21 protein-coding genes are annotated in these 19,884 nt (G+C 72.5%); 13 read left to right on the top strand and 8 right to left on the bottom strand.

Annotated elements, in window-relative coordinates:
* The first annotated feature begins 17 nt into the window (after nt 1–17).
* Nucleotides 18–392, top strand: a complete 375-nt coding sequence (locus MRQ36_RS32395) for a hypothetical protein (protein ID WP_242800689.1) — start codon at nt 18–20, stop codon at nt 390–392.
* Nucleotides 393–438: 46 nt separating this feature from the next.
* The gene (locus MRQ36_RS32390; RefSeq protein ID WP_242800687.1) at nt 439–651 is read left to right on the top strand and encodes a hypothetical protein; all 213 of its coding nucleotides are present in this window, start codon (nt 439–441) and stop codon (nt 649–651) included.
* 9 nt (nt 652–660) lie between these two features.
* Here MRQ36_RS32390 and MRQ36_RS32385 read toward each other — a convergent pair whose 3' ends face one another.
* Complete coding sequence (locus tag MRQ36_RS32385; protein ID WP_242800685.1) at nt 661–1,083, bottom strand: hypothetical protein; 423 nt, start codon at nt 1,081–1,083, stop codon at nt 661–663.
* A gap of 146 nt (nt 1,084–1,229) precedes the next feature.
* Here MRQ36_RS32385 and MRQ36_RS32380 point away from each other — a divergent pair, with 146 nt between their 5' ends.
* Both MRQ36_RS32380 and MRQ36_RS32375 read left to right on the top strand, forming a co-directional pair.
* Nucleotides 1,230–1,982 (top strand): neutral zinc metallopeptidase, encoded by a 753-nt coding sequence (locus tag MRQ36_RS32380; protein WP_242800683.1) that lies wholly within the window; start codon nt 1,230–1,232, stop codon nt 1,980–1,982.
* Nucleotides 1,983–2,106: 124 nt separating this feature from the next.
* Nucleotides 2,107–2,760 (top strand): HAD family phosphatase, encoded by a 654-nt coding sequence (locus MRQ36_RS32375; protein ID WP_242800681.1) that lies wholly within the window; start codon nt 2,107–2,109, stop codon nt 2,758–2,760.
* A gap of 33 nt (nt 2,761–2,793) precedes the next feature.
* On the opposite strand, the gene MRQ36_RS32370 is transcribed toward MRQ36_RS32375, so the two are convergent.
* The 5 genes from MRQ36_RS32370 to MRQ36_RS32350 all read right to left on the bottom strand — a co-directional run bounded on the left by MRQ36_RS32370 (nt 2,794) and on the right by MRQ36_RS32350 (nt 9,352).
* Complete coding sequence (locus tag MRQ36_RS32370; protein WP_242800679.1) at nt 2,794–5,343, bottom strand: ABC transporter permease; 2,550 nt, start codon at nt 5,341–5,343, stop codon at nt 2,794–2,796.
* A complete protein-coding gene (locus MRQ36_RS32365) occupies nt 5,343–6,110 on the bottom strand; it encodes an ABC transporter ATP-binding protein (protein WP_242800677.1) in 768 nt (255 codons plus the stop codon). The genes MRQ36_RS32370 and MRQ36_RS32365 overlap by 1 nt, the downstream gene beginning before the upstream one ends.
* A gap of 303 nt (nt 6,111–6,413) precedes the next feature.
* Complete coding sequence (locus MRQ36_RS32360; RefSeq protein WP_242800675.1) at nt 6,414–7,100, bottom strand: response regulator transcription factor; 687 nt, start codon at nt 7,098–7,100, stop codon at nt 6,414–6,416.
* Nucleotides 7,101–7,170: 70 nt separating this feature from the next.
* The gene (locus MRQ36_RS32355) at nt 7,171–8,364 is read right to left on the bottom strand and encodes a sensor histidine kinase (RefSeq protein ID WP_242800673.1); all 1,194 of its coding nucleotides are present in this window, start codon (nt 8,362–8,364) and stop codon (nt 7,171–7,173) included.
* Nucleotides 8,365–8,440: 76 nt separating this feature from the next.
* A complete protein-coding gene (locus MRQ36_RS32350; RefSeq protein WP_242800671.1) occupies nt 8,441–9,352 on the bottom strand; it encodes a PD-(D/E)XK nuclease family protein in 912 nt (303 codons plus the stop codon).
* 144 nt (nt 9,353–9,496) lie between these two features.
* Here MRQ36_RS32350 and MRQ36_RS32345 point away from each other — a divergent pair, with 144 nt between their 5' ends.
* The 3 genes from MRQ36_RS32345 to MRQ36_RS32335 are packed head-to-tail and all read left to right on the top strand — an operon-like array spanning nt 9,497 to nt 12,232.
* The gene (locus MRQ36_RS32345; protein WP_374251227.1) at nt 9,497–10,588 is read left to right on the top strand and encodes a site-2 protease family protein; all 1,092 of its coding nucleotides are present in this window, start codon (nt 9,497–9,499) and stop codon (nt 10,586–10,588) included.
* A complete protein-coding gene (locus MRQ36_RS32340; RefSeq protein WP_242800669.1) occupies nt 10,585–11,640 on the top strand; it encodes a tRNA (adenine-N1)-methyltransferase in 1,056 nt (351 codons plus the stop codon). The genes MRQ36_RS32345 and MRQ36_RS32340 overlap by 4 nt, the downstream gene beginning before the upstream one ends.
* A gap of 19 nt (nt 11,641–11,659) precedes the next feature.
* On the top strand, nt 11,660–12,232 hold the full coding sequence (locus MRQ36_RS32335; RefSeq protein WP_242800667.1) for a hypothetical protein: 573 nt from the start codon (nt 11,660–11,662) through the stop codon (nt 12,230–12,232).
* Between the two features lie 57 nt (nt 12,233–12,289).
* Here MRQ36_RS32335 and MRQ36_RS32330 read toward each other — a convergent pair whose 3' ends face one another.
* Entirely contained in the window at nt 12,290–12,583 is a 294-nt protein-coding gene (locus tag MRQ36_RS32330) for a ferredoxin (RefSeq protein ID WP_242800665.1), read from the bottom strand.
* Nucleotides 12,584–12,761: 178 nt separating this feature from the next.
* Here MRQ36_RS32330 and arc point away from each other — a divergent pair, with 178 nt between their 5' ends.
* The 6 genes from arc (at nt 12,762) to prcA (ending at nt 18,889) form a co-directional block, all read left to right on the top strand.
* Nucleotides 12,762–14,543, top strand: a complete 1,782-nt coding sequence (gene arc, locus MRQ36_RS32325) for a proteasome ATPase (RefSeq protein ID WP_242800663.1) — start codon at nt 12,762–12,764, stop codon at nt 14,541–14,543.
* A gap of 177 nt (nt 14,544–14,720) precedes the next feature.
* Nucleotides 14,721–16,238: a depupylase/deamidase Dop gene (gene dop / locus MRQ36_RS32320; protein ID WP_374251048.1), complete on the top strand. Its 1,518-nt coding sequence runs from the start codon at nt 14,721–14,723 to the stop codon at nt 16,236–16,238.
* Between the two features lie 108 nt (nt 16,239–16,346).
* The gene (locus tag MRQ36_RS32315) at nt 16,347–16,559 is read left to right on the top strand and encodes a ubiquitin-like protein Pup (RefSeq protein ID WP_089014758.1); all 213 of its coding nucleotides are present in this window, start codon (nt 16,347–16,349) and stop codon (nt 16,557–16,559) included.
* 5 nt (nt 16,560–16,564) lie between these two features.
* Nucleotides 16,565–17,233, top strand: coding sequence for an endonuclease VII domain-containing protein (locus tag MRQ36_RS32310; protein ID WP_242800661.1), 669 nt, complete (start codon nt 16,565–16,567; stop codon nt 17,231–17,233).
* Nucleotides 17,152–17,991, top strand: a complete 840-nt coding sequence (gene prcB / locus MRQ36_RS32305) for a proteasome subunit beta (RefSeq protein WP_242800659.1) — start codon at nt 17,152–17,154, stop codon at nt 17,989–17,991. Before MRQ36_RS32310 ends, prcB begins: the two co-directional genes overlap by 82 nt.
* A gap of 58 nt (nt 17,992–18,049) precedes the next feature.
* A complete protein-coding gene (gene prcA / locus MRQ36_RS32300; protein ID WP_242800657.1) occupies nt 18,050–18,889 on the top strand; it encodes a proteasome subunit alpha in 840 nt (279 codons plus the stop codon).
* Between the two features lie 17 nt (nt 18,890–18,906).
* Here the strand turns inward: prcA and rfbB are convergent, their stop codons facing one another.
* Nucleotides 18,907–19,884, bottom strand: coding sequence for a dTDP-glucose 4,6-dehydratase (gene rfbB, locus MRQ36_RS32295; protein WP_242800655.1), 978 nt, complete (start codon nt 19,882–19,884; stop codon nt 18,907–18,909).

The raw sequence follows: 19,884 nt of genomic DNA, 5'->3' as shown, positions 1-19,884 counted from the left end.
GCGGCCGGGAGGGGGTCGTGTCCCGGACGGCGGGCGGGCCGTTGAAGCATCAGGGGCACGGGCCACGCGCCACCGGTCGTGCCGGTGCACTGGTCGCGTCGGCGGCCGGCGCGGTGGGGGCGCTCGGCGGGTTCCTGTTCGGCTACGTGATGACCGCCCTCTGGTATTACCTGCGCCTGCCCTACGCGGAACTCATCCGGCACACCCCGCAGGGCATTCCGTACCTGCGGCCGGAGGTGGTGCTGCTGTTCAAGGCCAAGGCGGCCCGGGAGAAGGACCGGGCCGACTTCGACGGCGTCCTACCGCTGCTCTCGGCGGCGCAGCGGCGGTGGCTGGACGACGCGTTGGGGCTGGTGCACCCCACCCACGAGTGGCGGCGCCGGCTGCGCTGACACCCTGGCGGTGTCCAGGGGTGCGCGCCGGTCCTACCGTCGGGGCATGACGACGATGCTGATGGTGCTGGCGGTGCTGGCCGTCGTGTTCGCGGCGGTGTTCGGCCACCTGGCGTACCGGGACCGGCGGCGGATCGGCCCCGACGAGGACCGGGCCGCCGTCCGGGACGCTCGCGCCGCCCGGCACCGGGACACGGCGCAGTGGCAGCATCCGGAGAGCGACGGCATCCGTCGCCCCCACCTGGGTGGTGGCGGGTGACCGGGCGGTTCAGCGGGCGACGCCGGCGCCGGCCGCGCGCAGCGCGTCCCGCCAGCGGCGCATCCGCCAGGCCGCCGCACCGTTGACCAACTGGTCGACCAGGCCCGGCCGGTCGGTCGGCGCCGGCTCCGGGTGCCGCGCCCGGAAGTCGGCGTACGCCCGCTGCTGCTCGGCGGTGGGCGAGGGGGCCTGCGCACCGCCGCGTCCGACGAGGTGGAAGGTCTGTCCGCCGACGTCGAGCAGAAGCGTGCCGAAGCGGGACAGCCGGCCGGCGACCTGGCCGGGCGGAACGGCGAACAGTTCGTGGCCGGCCCGATCGGTGGCCCGCAGCCGCCCCTCGTGCAGGGTCAGCAGGATCGGCTCGCACCGGGCGCCGTTCCACCAGCTGCGTCGCCAGTGGACGATGCTGCCGTACGCGGGATCATGAGGCACGCGGCGCACTGTACCGGGCGCGGTCCACCGGCCGGTCGAGGGCGGGACGGTTGAACGATCACCGGCGGTGGCGCGTGCTCACGGATGGCATCACCCGTCTGTGGACGGGGTAAGGGTGCCGTCAGGAGCGAGGCCGGGGAGGCACCGTGGGGGAGAACGCGCGACGCCGGCAGCCGGGGCTGCTCGCCGGCCTGCTGGTGGCGCTGGTGGTGGCCGGTGGCTGCATGGTGGGCGGGGTCAGCAGCCAGGGTCAGCCCGAGCAGCCCCGGCCGCAGCAGACCCGTCAGCCCGCGGCGCCGGGCGCGAAGACCACCCGGGCCGACGGCACGACCAGCGTCGCCGAGTTCAAGCAGGACTTCAACGACGCGGTCGGCAGCGCCCAGCGCTACTGGACCGCCCAGTTCCAGGAGTCCGGCAAGCGGTTCCAGCCGATCCGCCGGGTGGTGTCCTACACGCGCCAGGGGGAGGTCTCCTGCGGTGGGCAGGGACTGCCCCGCAACAACGCCGTCTACTGCTCCGACGGCGACTTCATCGCCTACGACGTCAACTGGTCGGTGGCGGCTTTCCGTCAGATCGGTGACGCGTTCCTGTTCTACCTGCTCGGCCACGAGTACGCCCACGGCGTGCAGGTGCGCCTCGGCATCCGCTACAACTACACCATCCAGCAGGAACTCCAGGCCGACTGCATGGCCGGGGCCTACCTGGGCGACTCCGTCCGCGACGGGAGCCTTCAGCTGGCCGACGGGGACCTCGACGAGTTCCGGGAGGGGTTGCTCGCCGTCGGCGACGACCCGGACCAGCCGTGGTTCGCGGAGGGCTCGCACGGCACCGCCGAGCAGCGCACCGACTCGTTCTTCCGGGGCTACGAGAAGTCCCTCGACGCCTGCGGGCTGGGCTGACCCGACGATGCCGCAGGTCACGCCGGGGCGGGACGGGCGGTGCCGGGCCGCGCGGGGCTGAGAGGATCCCCGGGTACGCCCGCACGCCGAGGAGGCTCCGCTGAGCAGCACCCATCCCGCCGCCGTGCTCTTCGACATGGACGGCACCCTGGTCGACAGCGAGAAGCTCTGGGACGTCGCGCTGGAGGAGTTGGCGGCCGAATACGGCGGAACCCTCTCCGACGCGGCCCGCCGGGCGATCGTCGGCACCAGCATGGCCGCGTCGATGCGGATCCTGCACGACGACCTCGGCCAGCCGGAGCGTGACCCGGCGGCCAGCGCCGAGTGGATCAACGCCCGCATCCTGGAGCTGTTCCGGGGCGGGCTGCGCTGGCGTCCCGGCGCGCTGGCGCTGCTGCGGGCGGTACGCGCGGCCGGCATCCCGACCGCCCTGGTCACCTCCAGCGGGCGGACGCTGGTCGAGGTGGCCCTGGACACCCTGGGGCGGGACAGCTTCGACGCGGTGGTCTGCGGCGACGAGGTGGACGCCGCCAAGCCGCACCCGGAGCCGTACCTGACCGCCGCCCGGCTGCTGGGCGTGCCGATCGGGCGGTGCGTGGCGATCGAGGACTCCCCGACGGGGGTGGCCAGCGCGCTCGCCGCCGGCGCGGCGGTGCTGGCCGTACCGCTGGAGGTGCCGATCCCGCCGGCTGACGGCGTACACCAGGTGACGAGCCTGACCTCGGCGGACCTGGAACTGCTGGCCGCCCTGCTCGGCGAGCCGCCCCCCGGTCGGTGACCGGAGGGCGGCTCGCCTGGCGCTGACGGGCCCTCAGTCGTGGGCGATGGCGTTCAGCACGTTGATCCGGGCGGCGCGGACGGCGGGCAGCACCGCGGCGATCACGCCGATGATCGCGGCCAGCCCCAGGAACAGCCCCATCTGGCCCCACGGCAGGACCAGGTCGGTGATGCCCTCGTCCTTGAGCGCCCGGACCACGGCGGCACCGAGGCCGGTGCCCACCGTCACGCCGAGCAACGCCCCGAAGATCGAGATCACCACCGCCTCGACGGTGATCATCCGCATGGTCTGCGCCCGGCGCAGCCCGATCGCCCGCAGCAGCCCCAGCTCCCGGGTCCGCTCCAGCACCGACAGGGCGAGGGTGTTGATGATGCCGAGCACGGCGATCACGATGGCCAGCGCCAGCAGGATCTGAATCATCCGCAGCGGGGTGTCCAGCTGGCTCGTCTGCTGCTTGATGAACGCGTCCCGGTCCGCCACCGACACCTCGGGGCTGTCGGCCAGCAGCGCCTTCACCTGCGGCTGCACGCCGGCGACCGTCGCGCCGGGCGCGAGCTGCACGAAGCCCTGGATGGGCTGCGGGATGGCGAAGTCCTTCGCCGCCTGCGCCGGCAGCACCACCGGGTTGGTCACCTGGGAGCTTTCGTAGATGCCGCTGACCGTGTACGTCTTCGCCTCGCCGCGGGACAGCTGCACCGTCACCTGCGAGCCGACCGACACGTTCCGCGACTTCGCGGTGTCGGAGCTGAACAGCATCTGGTCCGGACCGAGCCGGCTGATGTCACCGGCGGTGGCCTTCGCCCCGAAGATCCGCTCCAGCGCGGCGACGTTGCTGGACGCCGCGACGTAGGTCCGGGTGCCGTTGACCGTGGCCATGTCGCCGTACTCGCCGTCGACGATCTGCACGCCCGGGATCGCCGCCGCCTTCTCCAGCACCGCCGGGTCGAAGCTCGGCGGGCGTGGCCCGCTCTGCGCCCCGGAGATCACCAGCTCGGCCTTGATGGTGTCGGCGGCGACCTTGCTGATGCTGCCCTTGGCCGAGTCGAGGATCACCGTGACGCCGGTGACCAGCGCGATGCCGACCATCAGCGCGGCCGCCGTGATGGCGGTGCGGCGCGGGTTGCGGCCGGAGTTCAGCCGGCCCAGCTTGCCCGGCACCGACCAGGCGAAGATCGCCCCGAGCAGCGACACCACCGGCCGGCTGATCAGCGGGGTCAGCAGCGCCACCCCGATGAAGGCGAACAGCACGCCGGCGAGGATGGTGGCCAGGGTGTTGTCGCCGGCGTGACCGTCCAGGCCGAGGAAGAGCAGCACCGCGCCGATCGCGGTGACGATCCCGCCGGCCACGGTGACCTTGGTCAGCGGCCGGTCCGGGGTGGCCACGTCCTGCATCGCCGCGATCGGCGGGATCCGGGACGCCCGCAGCGCCGGCAGCAGCGCCGCCACCACCGTGATCACCAGGCCGACACCGAAGGCGCCGATCACGGCCGCCGGTGGCACCCCCAGCGACGACAGCTCGAGGCCGCCGGCCACCTTGCCGAACACGTACGCCAGCAGCGCGCCCACGCCGATGCCGGCGGCCAGCCCGAGCACCGAGGCGATCAGGCCCACCAGGACGGCCTCCAGCACCACCGAGCCGATGATCTGCCGGCCGCTGGCGCCGATGGCCCGCATCAGGGCCAGTTCCCGGGTCCGCTGCGCCACGATGATCGAGAAGGTGTTGAGGATCAGGAAGGTGCCCACCAGCAGCGCCACCGCGGCGAAACCGAGCAGGATCTTGTTGAAGAAGGAGAGCCCCTCCTTCAGCCCCGCGGAGGCGTCGGCGGAGACCTGCTTACCGGTCTTGACCTCGTAGTCGCCGCCGAGCGCGCCGGCCACGTCGTCGCGCAGCGTGGTGTCGGCGACCCCGTCGGCGGCCTTGACGGTGATGTTGTTGAACACGTCCCGCTGACCCAGCATCAGCTGCTGCGCCACCGGGGTGGTGAAGGCGACCTCGTTGACGCCACCGACGGAGTCCCGGTCGCCGCTGTAGCCGAAGACACCCACCAGGGTGAACTCCTTCTTCGGCGCCAGGGTCAGCACGCCGACCCGGTCACCCACCTTCACCTTGGCCGCCTTCGCCAGCGCGGCGTTGACCACGATCTCGTCGTCGGCGCGCGGCTCCCGGCCCTCCCGCAGCTTCAACAGGTCGCTCTCGCCCAGCCAGTTCTCGCCCAGCTGCGGCGGACCGAACGAGGTGACCACCTTGCCGTCGCTGCCGATCAGCCGGGCGCCGTCGGTGGCGACCACCCCCGTCGCCTCGGCCACCCCGGCGACCGCGCGGACCTTCTCCAGCGTCGCGGCCGGGACGGGAGCGGGCGCCTGCTCGCCCTCGGTCCCGCCCGCCGCCACCTTCGGCTTCGCGGCCACGTTCACGTCGATGCCCTGGTACGCGTCGGCGAAGACCGCGTCGAAGGAGCGGCCGAGGGTGTCGGTGAGCACGAACGCGCCGGAGACGAACATGACGCCCAGCACCACGGCCAGGCCGGAGAGGAGCAGCCGGACCTTCCGGGCCAGCAGGCTCTTCAACGTCGCGCGGAACATCAGTTGCTCACCTCGGCCGGGGTGTCCAGCTTCTTCATGGTGTCCAGCACCGTGTCGGCGGTCGGCTCGATCAGCTCGGAGACGATCTGCCCGTCGGCGAGGAAGACCACCCGGTCGGCGTACGCGGCGGCGGTCGGGTCGTGGGTCACCATCACGATGGTCTGGCCGTGCTCACGGACCGAGTTGCGCAGGAAGTTCAGCACCTCCGCGCCGGAGCGGGAGTCCAGGTTGCCGGTCGGCTCGTCGGCGAAGATCACCTCGGGGCGGGAGACCAGCGCCCGGGCGCAGGCGACCCGCTGTTGCTGGCCGCCGGAGAGCTGCGCCGGGCGGTGCCCGAGCCGGTCCCGCAGGCCCACCGTGTCGATCACCGTGTCGTACCAGGCCCGGTCGGGCCTGCGGCCGGCGATCGACAGGGGCAGCAGGATGTTCTCCTCCGCGGTCAGCGTCGGCAGCAGGTTGAACTGCTGGAAGATGAAGCCCACCTTGTCGCGGCGCAGCTTCGTCAGCCCGGCGTCGCCGAGCCCCGTCACGGTGGTGTCGCCGATCGCCACGGTGCCCTTGGTGACCGAGTCGAGGCCGGCCAGGCAGTGCATCAGCGTCGACTTGCCGGAGCCGGACGGCCCCATGATCGCGGTGAATCGGCCGCGTTCGAACTCCGCGCTCACCCCGCGCAGCGCGGCCACCTGGGCCTCGCCGCTGCCGTACACCTTCCACACGTCGCTGGCCCGGGCCGCGGCCTGCGCCTGCTGGCCTACCGTCGCCGTCACGTCATCTACCTCTTCTGTCCGTTGGTGATCCGCACCGCCCCCGTGGTCGGTGCGGCAGTTCCCATCCTCGGTGCCGCCGGCCGGGAATCCGTCCGACCCCGGGCGTAGCCGGGCCGGAGATCTCCCTGCGGGTCGCCCCCGACGTCGACTCAGGGTCACCCCCGAGACGGCCGCCGGACGACCGGATTCCGGTGCCCGGCACGGCTGTGCCGCCGACGCTAGGACCTGACGTCGCGTCATGGTCAACCGCGCCGCGCCGTCGCCGGTCACGGTAGGTGACGACGGCAACAGCCCGGACGGTGCTCAGCCGCCCGGCCGAACCAGGCCCGTCTCGTACGCCAGCACGACCGCCTGGACCCGGTCCCGCAGCCCCAGCTTGGTCAGCACGTGCCCCACGTGCGTCTTGATCGTCGTCTCGCTGACCGACAGTGCCCGCGCGATCTCGGCGTTGGACAAACCCCGGGCGACCTGCACCAGCACCTCCCGTTCCCGTTCGGTGAGCGTGCCGAGCGCCTTCGGCGGCCCCGCCGAAGGATCGGGCAGCACGTCGGCGAACCGGTCCAGCAGGCGCTTGAGGATGCGCGGCGCGACCACCGCCTCGCCGGCGGCGACGGTCCGGATCGCGGTGACCAGGTCCTCCGCCGGGACGTCCTTGGCCAGGAAGCCGCTCGCCCCGGCCCGCAGCGCGCCCACCACGTACTCGTCCAGGTCGAAGGTGGTCAGGATCAGCACCCGCACCGGCAGGCGGGCGTCGACGATCGCCTGGGTCGCGGCCACCCCGTCCATCCGCGGCATCCGGATGTCCATCAGCACCACGTCCGGCAGCAGCCGGCGGGACAGCTCGACCGCCTCCGCGCCGTCGCCGGCCTCCGCCACGATGTCCAGGTCGTCCTCGATGCCCAACACCATCCGGAAGCCGGTCCGCAGCAGCGGCTGGTCGTCGGCGAGCAGGATCCGCACCGGCCGCTTCGGTGCCGTGCCCTCGGTCATCGCATCCCCCGTCGTGCCGATCGTCGTGCCTGTCCCGCCGGCGCCCCGGCCCGCCGGTGTGCGCGGGTGCTCACGCCGGCACCGCGCCGAGCGGTTCCAGCGGGATCCGGGCGGACACCCGGAAGCCGCCGCCCGGCCGAGGACCGGTCCGCAGGGTTCCACCGTAGAGCGCCACCCGTTCCCGCATGCCGACCAGACCGTGCCCGACCCGGTCGGGTGCCGGGCCGGGCCCCCGTCCCGTGTCCTCGACCTGGACCGTCACGCAGCCGTCGACGAATCCCAGCCGCACCGCCGCAGTCGCCGTCCCGGCGTGCTTGAGCGCGTTGGTCAGCGCCTCCTGCACGATCCGGTAGACGGTCAGCGCCACCCCCTGCTCCATCGGGCCGGGAACGCCGTCGACCTGCAGAGCGACCGGCAGCCCCGCCTCGCGGACCTGCTCCACCAGCGCCTCGATGCCGGCCAGGTCCGGCTGCGGCGCCAGGTCGGCGGCCGGCTCCGCCTCGGTACGCAGCACGTCCAGCAGCCGGCGCAGCTCCCGCAGGGTGGCCCGGCTGGTGTCCTCGATGCTGGCGATCGCCCCGTCCGCGGCGTCCGGGTCCCGGCGCAGCACCCGCCGGGCTCCGGTGGCGAGCACCCCCATGACGCTGACATGATGCGCCACCACGTCGTGCAGCTCCCGGGCGATGCGCCGGCGCTCGTCGGCCACCGCCTGCTCCGCGAGGGCCCGCTGGGTGCGTTCCGCCACCCGGGCCCGCTCGCGCAGCACCCGGGTCGACAGGCGGCGGGCGTGCACCGCCCGGCCCACCGCGTACGCCACCGAGGCGGTGAGCGCGTTGTTGAGGACCAGATAGGCGGTGCCGATCTCCAGCGGGCCCTCCAGCGGCGCCACCGCGTTCGCGATCGCCACCGGCACCCAGAGCAGCACGGTGGCCAGCGCGGCCGGTCGCGCCGACCGGTGCACCGCCATCGTGTACGTCAGCACCACGAACGTCATGCTCTGCGTGGTCGGGGCGTGCCCGAGCAGCACCGGCACCGCCAGGGTGGCCACCGCCGCGCCCACCGCCGGCCACGGGGCGACCCGACGCAGCGCCACCGGCGTGGCGGCGAGCACGCTCCAGCCCAGCGCGGCCGGCAGCTGCCGGGGCCAGAACTCCCGGGGGGTGAGCAGGACGAACAGGACCTCCACCAGCACCAGCGCGGCGGCGAGCAGCCCGTCGGCGGCCAACGGCCGGTGCCGTATCCACGCCCTCAGCCGGTCGGTCATGCCGAAACGCTATCTGCCCCGGCCGTGGATCCCTCGTCGCCGATGCCGAACCCGGCGTCCTCCGCGAGGAGGAGGGTCACTCGTCGGCGCCGGGGGTGGCCGGCTGCGACCGGGAGTCGCGCAGCGGGTCGGCGGGCGCGGTCACCGGGAACGGCGGCGGGGTGCCGCCGAAGGTCGGGCAGAGCGCCTGGTGACTGCACCAGTCACAGAGCCGGCTCGGCCGGGGCCGGAAATCCTGCCGCCGGGTGGCCTGCTCGATCGCCTGCCACAGCGCCACCACCGTCCGCTCGAAGCGCAGCAGCTCCTCGGCGTCGGGGGTGTAGTCGCACACCTCGGCGTCCTTGAGGTAGAGCAGGCGCAGCACCCGCGGCACCACGCCCCGGGTCCGCCACAGCACCAGGGCGTAGAACTTCAGCTGGAACAGCGCCCGCGCCTCGAACGCCTCCCGGGGTGCCCCGCCGGTCTTGTAGTCGACCACCCGCAGCGCCCCGTCCGGGGCGACGTCGAGCCGGTCCAGGTAGCCCCGGATCAGCAGCTCGTCGTCGACCACCGCGGAGATCAACGCCTCCCGCTCGGCCGGCTCCAGCCGGCGCGGGTCCTCCACCGCGAAGTAGCCCTCCAGCAGGGCGGTGGCCGAGCGGAGGAACTCGGCGGCCCCGGCGTCGTCGCCCTCGGCGAAGAGCCCGGCCAGCTCCGGCTGCTCGGTGACCAGCCGGTCCCACTGCGGGGTCACCAGGTCGCCCGCCGACTCCGGGGTGCGGGCCGCCGCCGGCAGGTCGAACAACCGCTCCAGCACCGCGTGCACCAGGGTGCCCCGGGCCTGCTCGACGGTGGGCCGCTCGGGCAGCCGGTCGATGCTGCGGAACCGGTAGAGCAGGGGACAGGTCTTGAAGTCCGCCGCCCGCGACGGCGACAGCGACGCCCGCACCGTGGGCGGCACCGCCGGAGCGAGGGTGTCCTGCGCGTCGATCACCGGTTCCGCCGTCATGCCCGGAAGGTTAGGGCACCGGTGTGACAGCCGCGCCGTCGCCGCACCGGCACATGATCCTCGCCGCGTACCATCGGTGCGGTGCAGCAGCCGACCCGCCCCGCGCGCCGGTCCGGACGCCGCCGCGGCCTCACCGTCGGGCGGGTGTTCGGGGTGCCGCTGCACCTGGACGCCTCGATGCTGCTGCTCACCCTGGTGGTGACCGTCGCGTACGCGGCCCTGGCCCGCCGGCAGCTCGACCTCGGTCAGCTCGGCGGCTATCTGGTCGGCCTCGGCTTCGTCGTCTCCCTGCTCGGCTCCGTGCTGCTGCACGAACTGGGGCACGCCCTGACCGCCCGCCGGTACGGCATCGGTGTGCGCGGGATCACCCTGGAACTGCTCGGCGGCTACACCGAGATGGACCGGGACGCCCCGAGCCCCAAGGTCGACCTGCTGGTCTCCCTCGCCGGACCGGCCGTGTCGGCGGTGCTCGGCGCGGTCGGCGTCGCGGCCACCCTGGCGCTGCCCGACGGCACCCTCGTCCACCAGCTCGCCTTCCAGCTCGCCGCGAGCAACGTGGTGGTGGCCGTCTTCAACAGCCTGCCCGGGTTGCCGCTGGACGGCGGCCGGGCGCTGCGCGCCGCCGTCTGGGCGCTCACCCGCGACCGGCACCGGGGCACCGAGGTGGCCGGCTGGGTCGGCCGCGCCGTGGCCGTCGGCACCGTGGCCCTGGTGGTGGCGTCGACCCTGCAGCGGGCGCTCGCGCCGCTGGCCCTGCCGCTGCTGCTGCTCGTCGCGCTGACCCTCTGGCGGGGTGCCGGCCAGTCCATCCGGATGGCCCGGATCAGCCGCCGGCTGCCCCTGGTCGACCTGGCCCGGCTGGCCCGCCCGGTGTTCCCCGTCTCCAGTGGCACGCCGCTGGCCGAGGCGCAGCGCCGGCGCGCCGAGGGCCCCACCCCGGTGGCGACACTCGCCGTGGTCGACACCGCCGGCCGGCCGGTCGCCCTGGTCGAGGAGGCCCGGGCCGACGCCGTACCCCCGGAACGGCGGCCGTGGCTCGCGGTGGACGAGGTCGCCCACGGCCTGGACACGCTGCCCGCCCTGCCGGTCGGCGCGGACGGCGAACGGGTGCTGGAGGCCGTGCGGACCCACCCGGGCGCACAGTACGTCGTGACCGCAGGCGAAGATGTCGTCGGCGTGCTGCACATCGCGGACCTCGCCCGGCTCCTAGAACCCGAACGGAAGATGAACACGTGACCGCACATCCCTCCGCCGTCCCGGCCGACCCCGCCGTCCCGGCGACGACGCCCGTGCCGATGGCTCAAGGTCGCGGCGCGGCGTCAGACGCGCCGAACTTGAGTCATCGCAGGGGGCCGTTCCGCCCCGGTGACCGGGTGCAGCTGACCGACCCCAAGGGGCGGATGCACACCGTGACGCTGGAGCCGGGCAAGGAGTTCCACACCCACCGCGGCATCCTGGCCCACGACACGCTGATCGGCCTGCCCGACGGCAGCGTGGTGACCACCAGCGGGGGCGGCACCGCGTTCCTGGCGCTGCGGCCGCTGCTGTCGGACTACGTGCTCTCCATGCCGCGCGGCGCCCAGGTGATCTACCCGAAGGACTCGGCGCAGATCGTCGCGATGGGCGACATCTTCCCCGGCGCGAAGGTTTTGGAGGCCGGCGCCGGCTCCGGTGCGCTCTCCTGCTCGCTGCTGCGCGCCGTCGGCACCGAGGGTGAGCTGCACTCGTTCGAGGTGCGCGACGACTTCGCCCAGATCGCCAAGCGCAACGTCGAGGCCTTCTTCAACGGCCCGCACCCCGCCTGGAACCTGCACGTCGGCGACGTCGCGCAGTGCCAGGAGACCGGCTTCGACCGGATCATCCTGGACATGCTCACCCCGTGGGAGACCCTGGACATGGTCGAGCGGGCCCTCGTCCCCGGCGGCGTCTTCATCGGCTACGTGGCCACCACCCCCCAGCTCTCCGAGCTGGTCGAGGCGCTGCGCGAGCGCGGCGGCTGGACCGAGCCGCGGGCCTGGGAGTCGCTGGTGCGCGACTGGCACGCCGAGGGCCTGGCCGTCCGCCCCGACCACCGGATGATCGCGCACACCGCGTTCCTGGTCTCCGCCCGCAAGCTCGCCCCCGGCGTCACCGCCCCACCGCGCCGGCGCAAGCCCAGCAAGGGCGCCGAGGCGTACGCCGAGCGCAAGCAGGCGCTGCGCGAGGCCGCGGCGGCCCGGCAGGCGGCGGCCGACCGGGCGGCCGGTGCGGAGCCGACCGGTCCGGCACCGGAGCGGGACCAGCCGTGACGCGAACGGAGGCGGTGGCATGAGCCGACCCGGGTTCGGCAACGGTGACCTGCCGGCGGTCTTCCCGGACTGGTCGCCCTACACCGACCTCGAGTCCGCCGCGCGGGCCTACCTGCGCGACCCCGACGTGGCCCTGGAGGCGCTCGGTGGGGTGCTGCGCGGCGCCTCGGTGCTCGGTTTCACCCTGGAACGCTTCGTCAACGAGGTCAACGGGGTGTGGCAGGAGGTCGTCGTCTGCGACGGCAGCCGCCTGGTGCTCTGGCACGGCGAGGACGTCCCCCCGGGGGAGGGCCCGCCCGGGTCGATGACCTCGTCGCTGCGGGTGGTGCCGGTCTCCACGGTCACCGAGGTGGGCTGCCGCCGGCGGCTCACCCGTGCCGACACCGGCGAGATCCGGGTCGACAGCATCGACGTCTATCTGCTGCTCACGTCGCTGGACGAGGCGCCGCCCGGCGACGAGATCGCCGGCGCGCCACGGCACGACGCGCTGCGCTTCGGCAAGACCATCGACGACGGCGGGGCCGGTCAGATCGCCCGCCTGGAGGAGTTCGCCCGGCTGGTCGCCTCGGTGGTCGGCCGCCCGGTGCTCTGAGCCCGACCGCACCAACCGGTCGCCTGCCGGCCCCGTCCGGGCCGGCAGGCGGGCGGGTCAGTCCTCCTCGGCCTCCGGGCCGGCCACCTCGACGCCGTCGCCGCGCACCACGTGGATGCACTCGCCCGGGCACTCCTTCGCCGAGTCGATCACCTCGAGGCGCAGGTGTTCCGGCACGTCGACCCGGCTGCCCGGGGCCAGCCGCAGCTCGCCGTCGGCGCCCTTGACGTACGCCAGGCCGTCGACGTCGAACTCGAAGACCTCCGGCGCGTACTGGACGCAGAGCCCGTCGCCCGTGCAGAGATCCTGATCCACCCAGACCTGAAGCTGGTCCGTCGCGACCTCCGCCACCGGTGCACCCCCCATGTTCTCCCGTCCCACACTCCGACGGTACCCGAACCGCCGTACCGGCCCGTCGACCAGGTGTTCGCGATCAAGCTTCGGTGACGAGCGCGTTGCATGGGACCGAATCGGGCTCATAGCGGCTAGTGTTAGCTCAGAACGTTCAAGCCCCCCGGGGAGGTGGGACGTGGCACGCAGCGACGACGCGGACTCGCGCGCCGCACGGTGGGAGAAGGAGGCCCACGATCTCTCCACGCAGGTCGCGTTCCTTCAAGAGGAACTCGCTCTGGTGCGGCGCAAGTTGACCGAAAGCCCCCGACACGTCCGGCAGCTCGAAGAGCGGCTGGCGGCCACCCAGGCGCAGTTGGCGCGGCTGACCGAGAACAACGAACGGCTCGTGAGCACCCTCAAGGAGGCTCGCGCGCAGATCGTGACGCTCAAGGAGGAGATCGACCGCCTCGCGCAACCGCCGAGCGGTTACGGCGTCTTCCTGGCGAAGCACGACGACGGCACGGTGGACGTGTTCACCGGCGGGCGCAAGCTCCGCGTCGCCGTCTCGCCCTCGCTGGAGGTCGACGAGCTGCAACGCGGCCAGGAGGTCCTGCTCAACGACGCACTCAACATCGTCGACGCGTTCGGCTTCGAGCGGGTCGGTGAGGTCGTGATGCTCAAGGAGATCCTCGCGGGTCCCGACGGCGTCCCGGGTGACCGGGCCCTGGTGGTCTCGCACTCCGACGAGGAGCGGATCGTGCACCTGGCCGAGACCCTGATCGGTTCGCCGATCCGGGCCGGTGACTCGCTCATGATCGAGCCCCGCTCGGCGTACGCGTACGAGCGGATCCCGAAGAGCGAGGTCGAGGAGCTGGTCCTGGAGGAGGTGCCCGACGTCGACTACACCGACATCGGTGGCCTCCACTCGCAGATCGAGCAGATCCGCGACGCGGTGGAACTGCCCTTCCTGCACGCCGACCTGTTCCGCGAGCACCAGCTCCGGCCGCCGAAGGGCATCCTGCTCTACGGCCCGCCGGGCTGTGGCAAGACGCTGATCGCCAAGGCGGTGGCCAACTCGCTGGCGAAGAAGATCGCCGAGCGGGAGGGCAAGGAGCGGCACACCAGCTTCTTCCTCAACATCAAGGGCCCGGAGCTGCTCAACAAGTACGTCGGCGAGACCGAGCGGCACATCCGGCTGATCTTCCAGCGGGCGCGGGAGAAGGCCGGCGAGGGCACGCCGGTGATCGTGTTCTTCGACGAGATGGACTCGATCTTCCGGACCCGTGGCTCCGGTGTCTCCTCCGACGTGGAGAACACCATCGTCCCGCAGCTGCTCAGCGAGATCGACGGTGTGGAGGGCTTGGAGAACGTCATCGTCATCGGCGCCTCCAACCGGGAAGACATGATCGACCCGGCGATCCTGCGCCCCGGCCGACTCGACGTGAAGATCAAGATCGAGCGACCGGACGCCGAGGCGGCCAAGGACATCTTCTCCAAGTACGTCCTGTCCGGGCTGCCGCTGCACGCGGACGACCTGGCCGAGCACGGCGGTGACCCCCAGGCCACCGTCGCGGCCATGATCGACGCGGTGGTGCTCCGGATGTACTCGGAGACCGAGGAGAACCGCTTCCTCGAGGTCACCTACGCCAACGGCGACAAGGAAGTCCTCTACTTCAAGGACTTCAACTCCGGCGCGATGATCCAGAACATCGTCGACCGGGGCAAGAAGATGGCCATCAAGGAGTTCCTCACCTCCGGGCGCAAGGGGCTCCGGCTCCAGCACCTCCTCGACGCCTGCGTCGACGAGTTCCGGGAGAACGAGGACCTGCCCAACACGACCAACCCCGACGACTGGGCCCGCATCTCCGGCAAGAAGGGCGAGCGGATCGTCTACATCCGTACGCTCGTCTCCGGCGGCAAGGGCACGGAGGCCGGCCGGTCGATAGAGACCGCCAGCAACACCGGTCAGTACCTCTGATCCACGACGAAGGCGGCGGGCCACCCCCGGGTGGGCCGCCGCCTTCGCCGTGCGGGGAACGCACGGCAGAACAGCGACCCGGGCAGAAAGACGCCCGGCCGAGGCCCTGGGCGGGCACCGGACGGCCCGGCGCAGACTAGTCTCGACGGCAGGGGCGAGCGGATCGAAGGTGGCGGTGTGAGCGTACGACGGATCATGGGCACCGAGGTCGAGTACGGCATCTCCGTGCCCGGCCAGGCCGGAGCCAACCCGATGGTCACCTCCTCCCAGGTGGTCAACGCCTACGGGGCGCGGCCCGAACTCAACCGGGGCGGACGCGCCCGCTGGGACTACGAGGAGGAGTCGCCGCTGCGCGACGCCCGCGGCTTCACCTACTCCGGTGCGGCGTACGACCCGGCCGAGGCGCTCGCCGACGAGGACTTGGGGCTGGCCAACGTCATACTCACCAACGGTGCCCGGCTCTACGTCGACCACGCGCACCCGGAATACTCCACGCCCGAGGTGACCAACCCGCTCGACATCGTGCGGTGGGACAAGGCGGGGGAGCGGGTGATGGCCGAGGCGGCCCGGCGGGCCGCCACGATCCCCGGCACCCAGCCGATCCACCTCTACAAGAACAACACCGACAACAAGGGCGCCAGCTACGGCGCCCACGAGAACTACCTGATGCGGCGGCAGACGCCGTTCGCCGACATCGTGGCGTACCTGACGCCGTTCTTCGTCACCCGGCAGATCGTCTGCGGCGCCGGCCGGGTCGGCATCGGCCAGGACGGCGGGCAGAGCGGCTTCCAGATCTCCCAGCGCGCCGACTTCTTCGAGGTCGAGGTGGGGCTGGAGACCACCCTCAAGCGGCCCATCATCAACACCCGCGACGAGCCGCACGCCGACGCCGACAAGTACCGCCGGCTGCACGTCATCATCGGCGACGCGAACCTGTCGGAGATCTCGACGTACCTGAAGGTCGGCACCACCGCGCTGATCCTCACCATGATCGAGGAGAAGGCGCTCGGCGCCGACCTGGGCATCGCCGACCCGGTCAGCGAGCTGCGTGCGGTCAGCCACGACCCGGGGCTCAAGCACCGGATGCGGCTGCGCGACGGCCGGCGGCTGACCGCCCTGGACGTCCAGTGGGCCTACCTGGAGCGGGTCCGGTCCTTCGTGGACGACCGCTACGGCAACGACGTCGACGCGCAGACCGCCGACGTCCTGGACCGCTGGGAGAGCGTGCTGGACCGGCTCGGCCGCGACGCGTTCCTCTGCGCCGACGAGCTGGACTGGGTGGCCAAGCTGCGGCTGCTGGAGGGCTACCGGGAGCGGGAGAAGCTCGGCTGGGGATCGCACAAGCTCCAGCTGGTCGACCTGCAGTACTCCGACGTCCGGCCGGAGAAGGGCCTCTACCACCGGCTGGTGTCGCGCGGCTCGATGAAGACCCTGCTGACCGACGAGCAGACCCGCACCGCGATGACCCAGCCGCCGGAGGACACCCGCGCCTACTTCCGGGGCCGCTGCCTGGCCCAGTACGCCTCCGAGGTGGTCGCCGCGAGCTGGGACTCGGTCATCTTCGACGTGGGCCGGGAGTCGCTGGTCCGGGTGCCGATGATGGAGCCGGAGCGGGGCACCCGCGCGCACGTCGGCGCCCTCTTCGACCGGTGCGTCAGCGCCAAGGACCTGCTGGAGACCCTGACCGGGGGCTGACCCCTCACGTACGCGGGCCCGTCGCGCGCCGGAACCCGGCGCGCGACGGGCTTTTCGTCGCTCCCGCGAGGTAAGTTCATCGCAGGCGATCGTGGAGGAGGCACCGAGATGGCGACGCAAGAAGGCGGCCAGACCCAGTCCGGCAAGTCGACCCAGGGCGAGGAGATCGAGGACGTCACCGCGCAGGCCAACCCCGAGGTTGCCGAGCGGCACGCGGAGATCACCGAGGACGTCGACGACCTCCTCGACGAGATCGACTCCGTCCTCGAGGAGAACGCCGAAGAATTCGTGAGGGGCTATGTCCAGAAAGGCGGGGAATAGGGGTAATGTCCGATTCGCTCGGCGGGTCGGACAAATTATGCCCGCAATGTGAGCGCGTACTGCCCGTCACCGAGTTCCATCGCAACCGACGACGGGCGGACGGACTCGCCTACTACTGCAAGAACTGCGCGGCGGCCCGCTCCGAGGCGAGCCGCCGCAAGCGCGGGATCGCGGCGCAGAAGAAGCCGCTTGCGCCTGTTCCGCAGGGTCTGAAGTGGTGCCCGGACTGCGACCAGATGAAGCCACTCGAGGACTTTCCCCGGACCAGGAAGGCCAGCGGACGGCACACTTACTGCAAGCCCTGCCACAACGCACGCGGTAAGGAGACAGCGCAGCGGCTCTACGGCGGCACACGCGAGTACCACCTGCGCCGGCGCTACGGGGTGGGGGAGAAGGAGTTCCAGGAGCTCCTCGCCGAGCAGGGCGGCGTGTGTGCGATCTGCGGCGGTGAAGATCCGCAACATCTGGACCACGATCATCGCACCGGGTGGGTGCGCGGGATACTCTGCTTCAACTGCAACGGTGGTCTTGGCCAGTTCCGTGACAGTCCCGCGAGGCTGGCCAGGGCGATCACGTACCTGAGAGGAACCACGTGGCAGCGGGTTTTGATCCATCCGGGCGTCTACCAGATGTGTTCACCAACGCGGGGACGTCCTCCTTCACAGCGTTCCTGAGCAAGGTGGCCCCCGAGATGCTGCCGGGCCGACGGCCGCTGCCCCCCGGCATGGCCGCCGACCTGGCGCCGCACGCGACCACCATCGTGGCCATCTCGGCCGCCGGTGGCGTGGTGATGGCCGGCGACCGGCGGGCCACGATGGGCAACCTGATCGCGCAGCGCGACATCGAGAAGGTGCACCCCGCCGACGCGTACTCGCTGGTCGGCATCGCGGGCACCGCCGGCATCGGCATCGAGCTGATGCGACTGTTCCAGGTGGAGCTGGAGCACTACGAGAAGATCGAGGGCGCGATGCTCTCCCTCGACGGCAAGGCGAACCGGCTGGCCTCGATGATCCGCGGCAACCTGGGCGCGGCGATGCAGGGCCTCGCGGTGATCCCGCTCTTCGCCGGTTTCGACCTGGCCGCGAGCGACCCGGCGCGGGCCGGTCGGATCTTCAGCTTCGACGTCACCGGCGGCCCCTACGAGGAGACCGGCTACGACGCGATCGGCTCGGGTTCGCTGTTCGCCAAGTCGGCGCTGAAGAAGCGGTTCCGGACCGGTCTGTCCATCGACGAGGCGGTCCGGCTCGCGGTCGAGGCGCTCTACGACGCGGCCGACGACGACACGGCGACCGGCGGCCCGGACCTGACCCGGCGGATCTACCCGGTGGTGATGACCGCGACGGCCGACGGCACGCACCGGCTCACCGACGCCGAGACGGCGGAGGTCGCCGAGGGCGTCGTGTCCCGCCGGATGGAGAACCCGGGCGGCTGATCCCGCTCCCGCACCACACTCAGCAGTCGCCCGCACAGCTTGAAGGAGAACCGCCGCCGTGGCCATGCAGTTCTACGCCTCGCCCGAGCAGATCATGCGCGACCGCTCCGAGCTGGCCCGCAAGGGCATCGCCCGGGGCCGCAGCGCCGTGGTCCTCAGCTATGCCGGTGGGGTGCTCTTCGTCGCGGAGAACCTCTCCAGCACCCTGCACAAGGTCAGTGAGATCTACGACCGGATCGGCTTCGCCGCGGTGGGCCGGTACAACGAGTTCGAGAACCTGCGCCGGGCCGGCGTGCGGATGGCCGACCTGAACGGCCTGAGCTACGACCGCCGCGACGTGACCGGGCTGGCGCTGGCGAACGCGTACGCGCAGACGCTGGGTGCCATCTTCACCGAGCAGTCGAAGCCGTTCGAGGTGGAGATCTGCGTGGCGGAGGTCGGTGGCACGCCGGAGGACGACGCGCTCTACCGGCTGACGTACGACGGCTCGGTGAACGACGAGCCGGGCCGGATGGCGATGGGCGGCCAGGCCGAGGCGATCTCCGGGGTGCTCAAGGCGGAGCACCGGCCGGACATGTCGATCGGTGAGGCGGTCCGGGCGGCGGTGAAGGCGCTGGGCAGTGTCGGCGGGGAGGGTGGTTCGCCCCGGACGATCGCCGCCCACCAGCTGGAGGTGGCGGTCCTCGACCGGCGTCGGGTGGGGCGCACGTTCCGCCGGATCACCGGGGCGGCGCTGACCGCGCTGCTGGACGGTGAGGCCGACGCCGACACGGCGCCGGCTGCAGGGCGGGCGAAGACCCCGACCGTGCCGACGGAGGAGGCGCACAAGCCGACCACGTCGGCCGCCTCCGCCGACCTGGAGGGTCAGCAGACCGAGACGGAGCAGCCGGAGGCGTAAGCCGAAGGGGGAGCCCTTCAGCGGCGCGGCGTGAGGGGCTCCCACCAGGCGCGGTGGGTGCGGTACCAGTCGACGGTGTCGGCCAGCCCCCGGTCGAGGTCGACGGTGGGGGACCAGCCGAGTTCCCGCCGGCTGGTGCCGGTGTCGAGCGAGTAGCGCCGGTCGTGGCCCTTGCGGTCGGCGACCGGCCGGACCCGGTCCCAGCCGGCCCCGCAGGCGGCCAGCAGCCGCCCGGTGAGTTCCCGGTTGGTCAGTTCGGTGCCGCCACCCAGGTGGTAGACGCCGCCGGGGCGGCCCCGGGTCTGGGCCAGCGCGATGCCGTGGCAGTGGTCGTCGACGTGCAGCCAGTCCCGGACGTTCCCGCCGTCGCCGTAGAGCGGCACGTCGTGCCCGTCGAGCAGGTTGGTGACGAAGAGCGGCACGATCTTCTCCGGGTACTGCCAGGGCCCGTAGGTGTTCGCGCCCCGGGTGACCACGACGTGGAGGCCGTGGGTGCGGTGCTGGGCGAGGACCAGCAGGTCCGCGCCGGCCTTCGACGCCGAGTAGGGCGAGCTGGGGTCCAGCGGCGCGTGCTCGGTCCAGGAGCCGGTGCCGATGGAACCGTAGACCTCGTCGGTGGAGACGTGCACGAAGCGGCGGGTGCCGTGCCGCCGGGCGGCGTCCAGCAGGGTCTGGGTGCCGAGCACGTTGGTGCCGACGAAGGCGGCGGCGCCGGTGATGGAGCGGTCCACGTGGGACTCGGCGGCGAGATGGACGACGACGTCGTGGCCGGCGACGGTGGCGTCGACCAGCGGCGCGTCGCGGATGTCGCCGCGGACGACGCGCAGCCGGGGGTCGGCGCGGACGGGGTCCAGGCTGCCCTCGGTGCCGGCGTAGGTGAACGCGTCCAGCACGGTGACCGCGTCGACGTCGAGGTCGGGTTCCGCGCCGGTGAGCAGCCGCCTGACGTACGCCGAGCCGATGAAGCCGGCACCGCCGGTGACCAGGATCCGCAC

Source organism: Micromonospora sp. R77, assembly GCF_022747945.1.
Lineage (GTDB): Bacteria > Actinomycetota > Actinomycetes > Mycobacteriales > Micromonosporaceae > Micromonospora.
This window is presented reverse-complemented; position numbering and strand designations above follow the sequence as displayed.

Excerpts from the sequence above, each read along its gene's own strand:
- MRQ36_RS32350 (WP_242800671.1), bottom strand. The coding sequence starts at position 9,352 with ATGACGGCGGAACCGGTGATCGACGCGCAGGACACCCTCGCTCCGGCG.
- MRQ36_RS32390 (WP_242800687.1), top strand. The coding sequence starts at position 439 with ATGACGACGATGCTGATGGTGCTGGCGGTGCTGGCCGTCGTGTTCGCG.
- MRQ36_RS32310 (WP_242800661.1), top strand. The coding sequence starts at position 16,565 with ATGTCCGATTCGCTCGGCGGGTCGGACAAATTATGCCCGCAATGTGAG.
- MRQ36_RS32335 (WP_242800667.1), top strand. The coding sequence starts at position 11,660 with ATGAGCCGACCCGGGTTCGGCAACGGTGACCTGCCGGCGGTCTTCCCG.
- MRQ36_RS32315 (WP_089014758.1), top strand. The coding sequence starts at position 16,347 with ATGGCGACGCAAGAAGGCGGCCAGACCCAGTCCGGCAAGTCGACCCAG.
- MRQ36_RS32360 (WP_242800675.1), bottom strand. The coding sequence starts at position 7,100 with ATGACCGAGGGCACGGCACCGAAGCGGCCGGTGCGGATCCTGCTCGCC.
- MRQ36_RS32370 (WP_242800679.1), bottom strand. The coding sequence starts at position 5,343 with ATGTTCCGCGCGACGTTGAAGAGCCTGCTGGCCCGGAAGGTCCGGCTG.
- MRQ36_RS32355 (WP_242800673.1), bottom strand. The coding sequence starts at position 8,364 with ATGACCGACCGGCTGAGGGCGTGGATACGGCACCGGCCGTTGGCCGCC.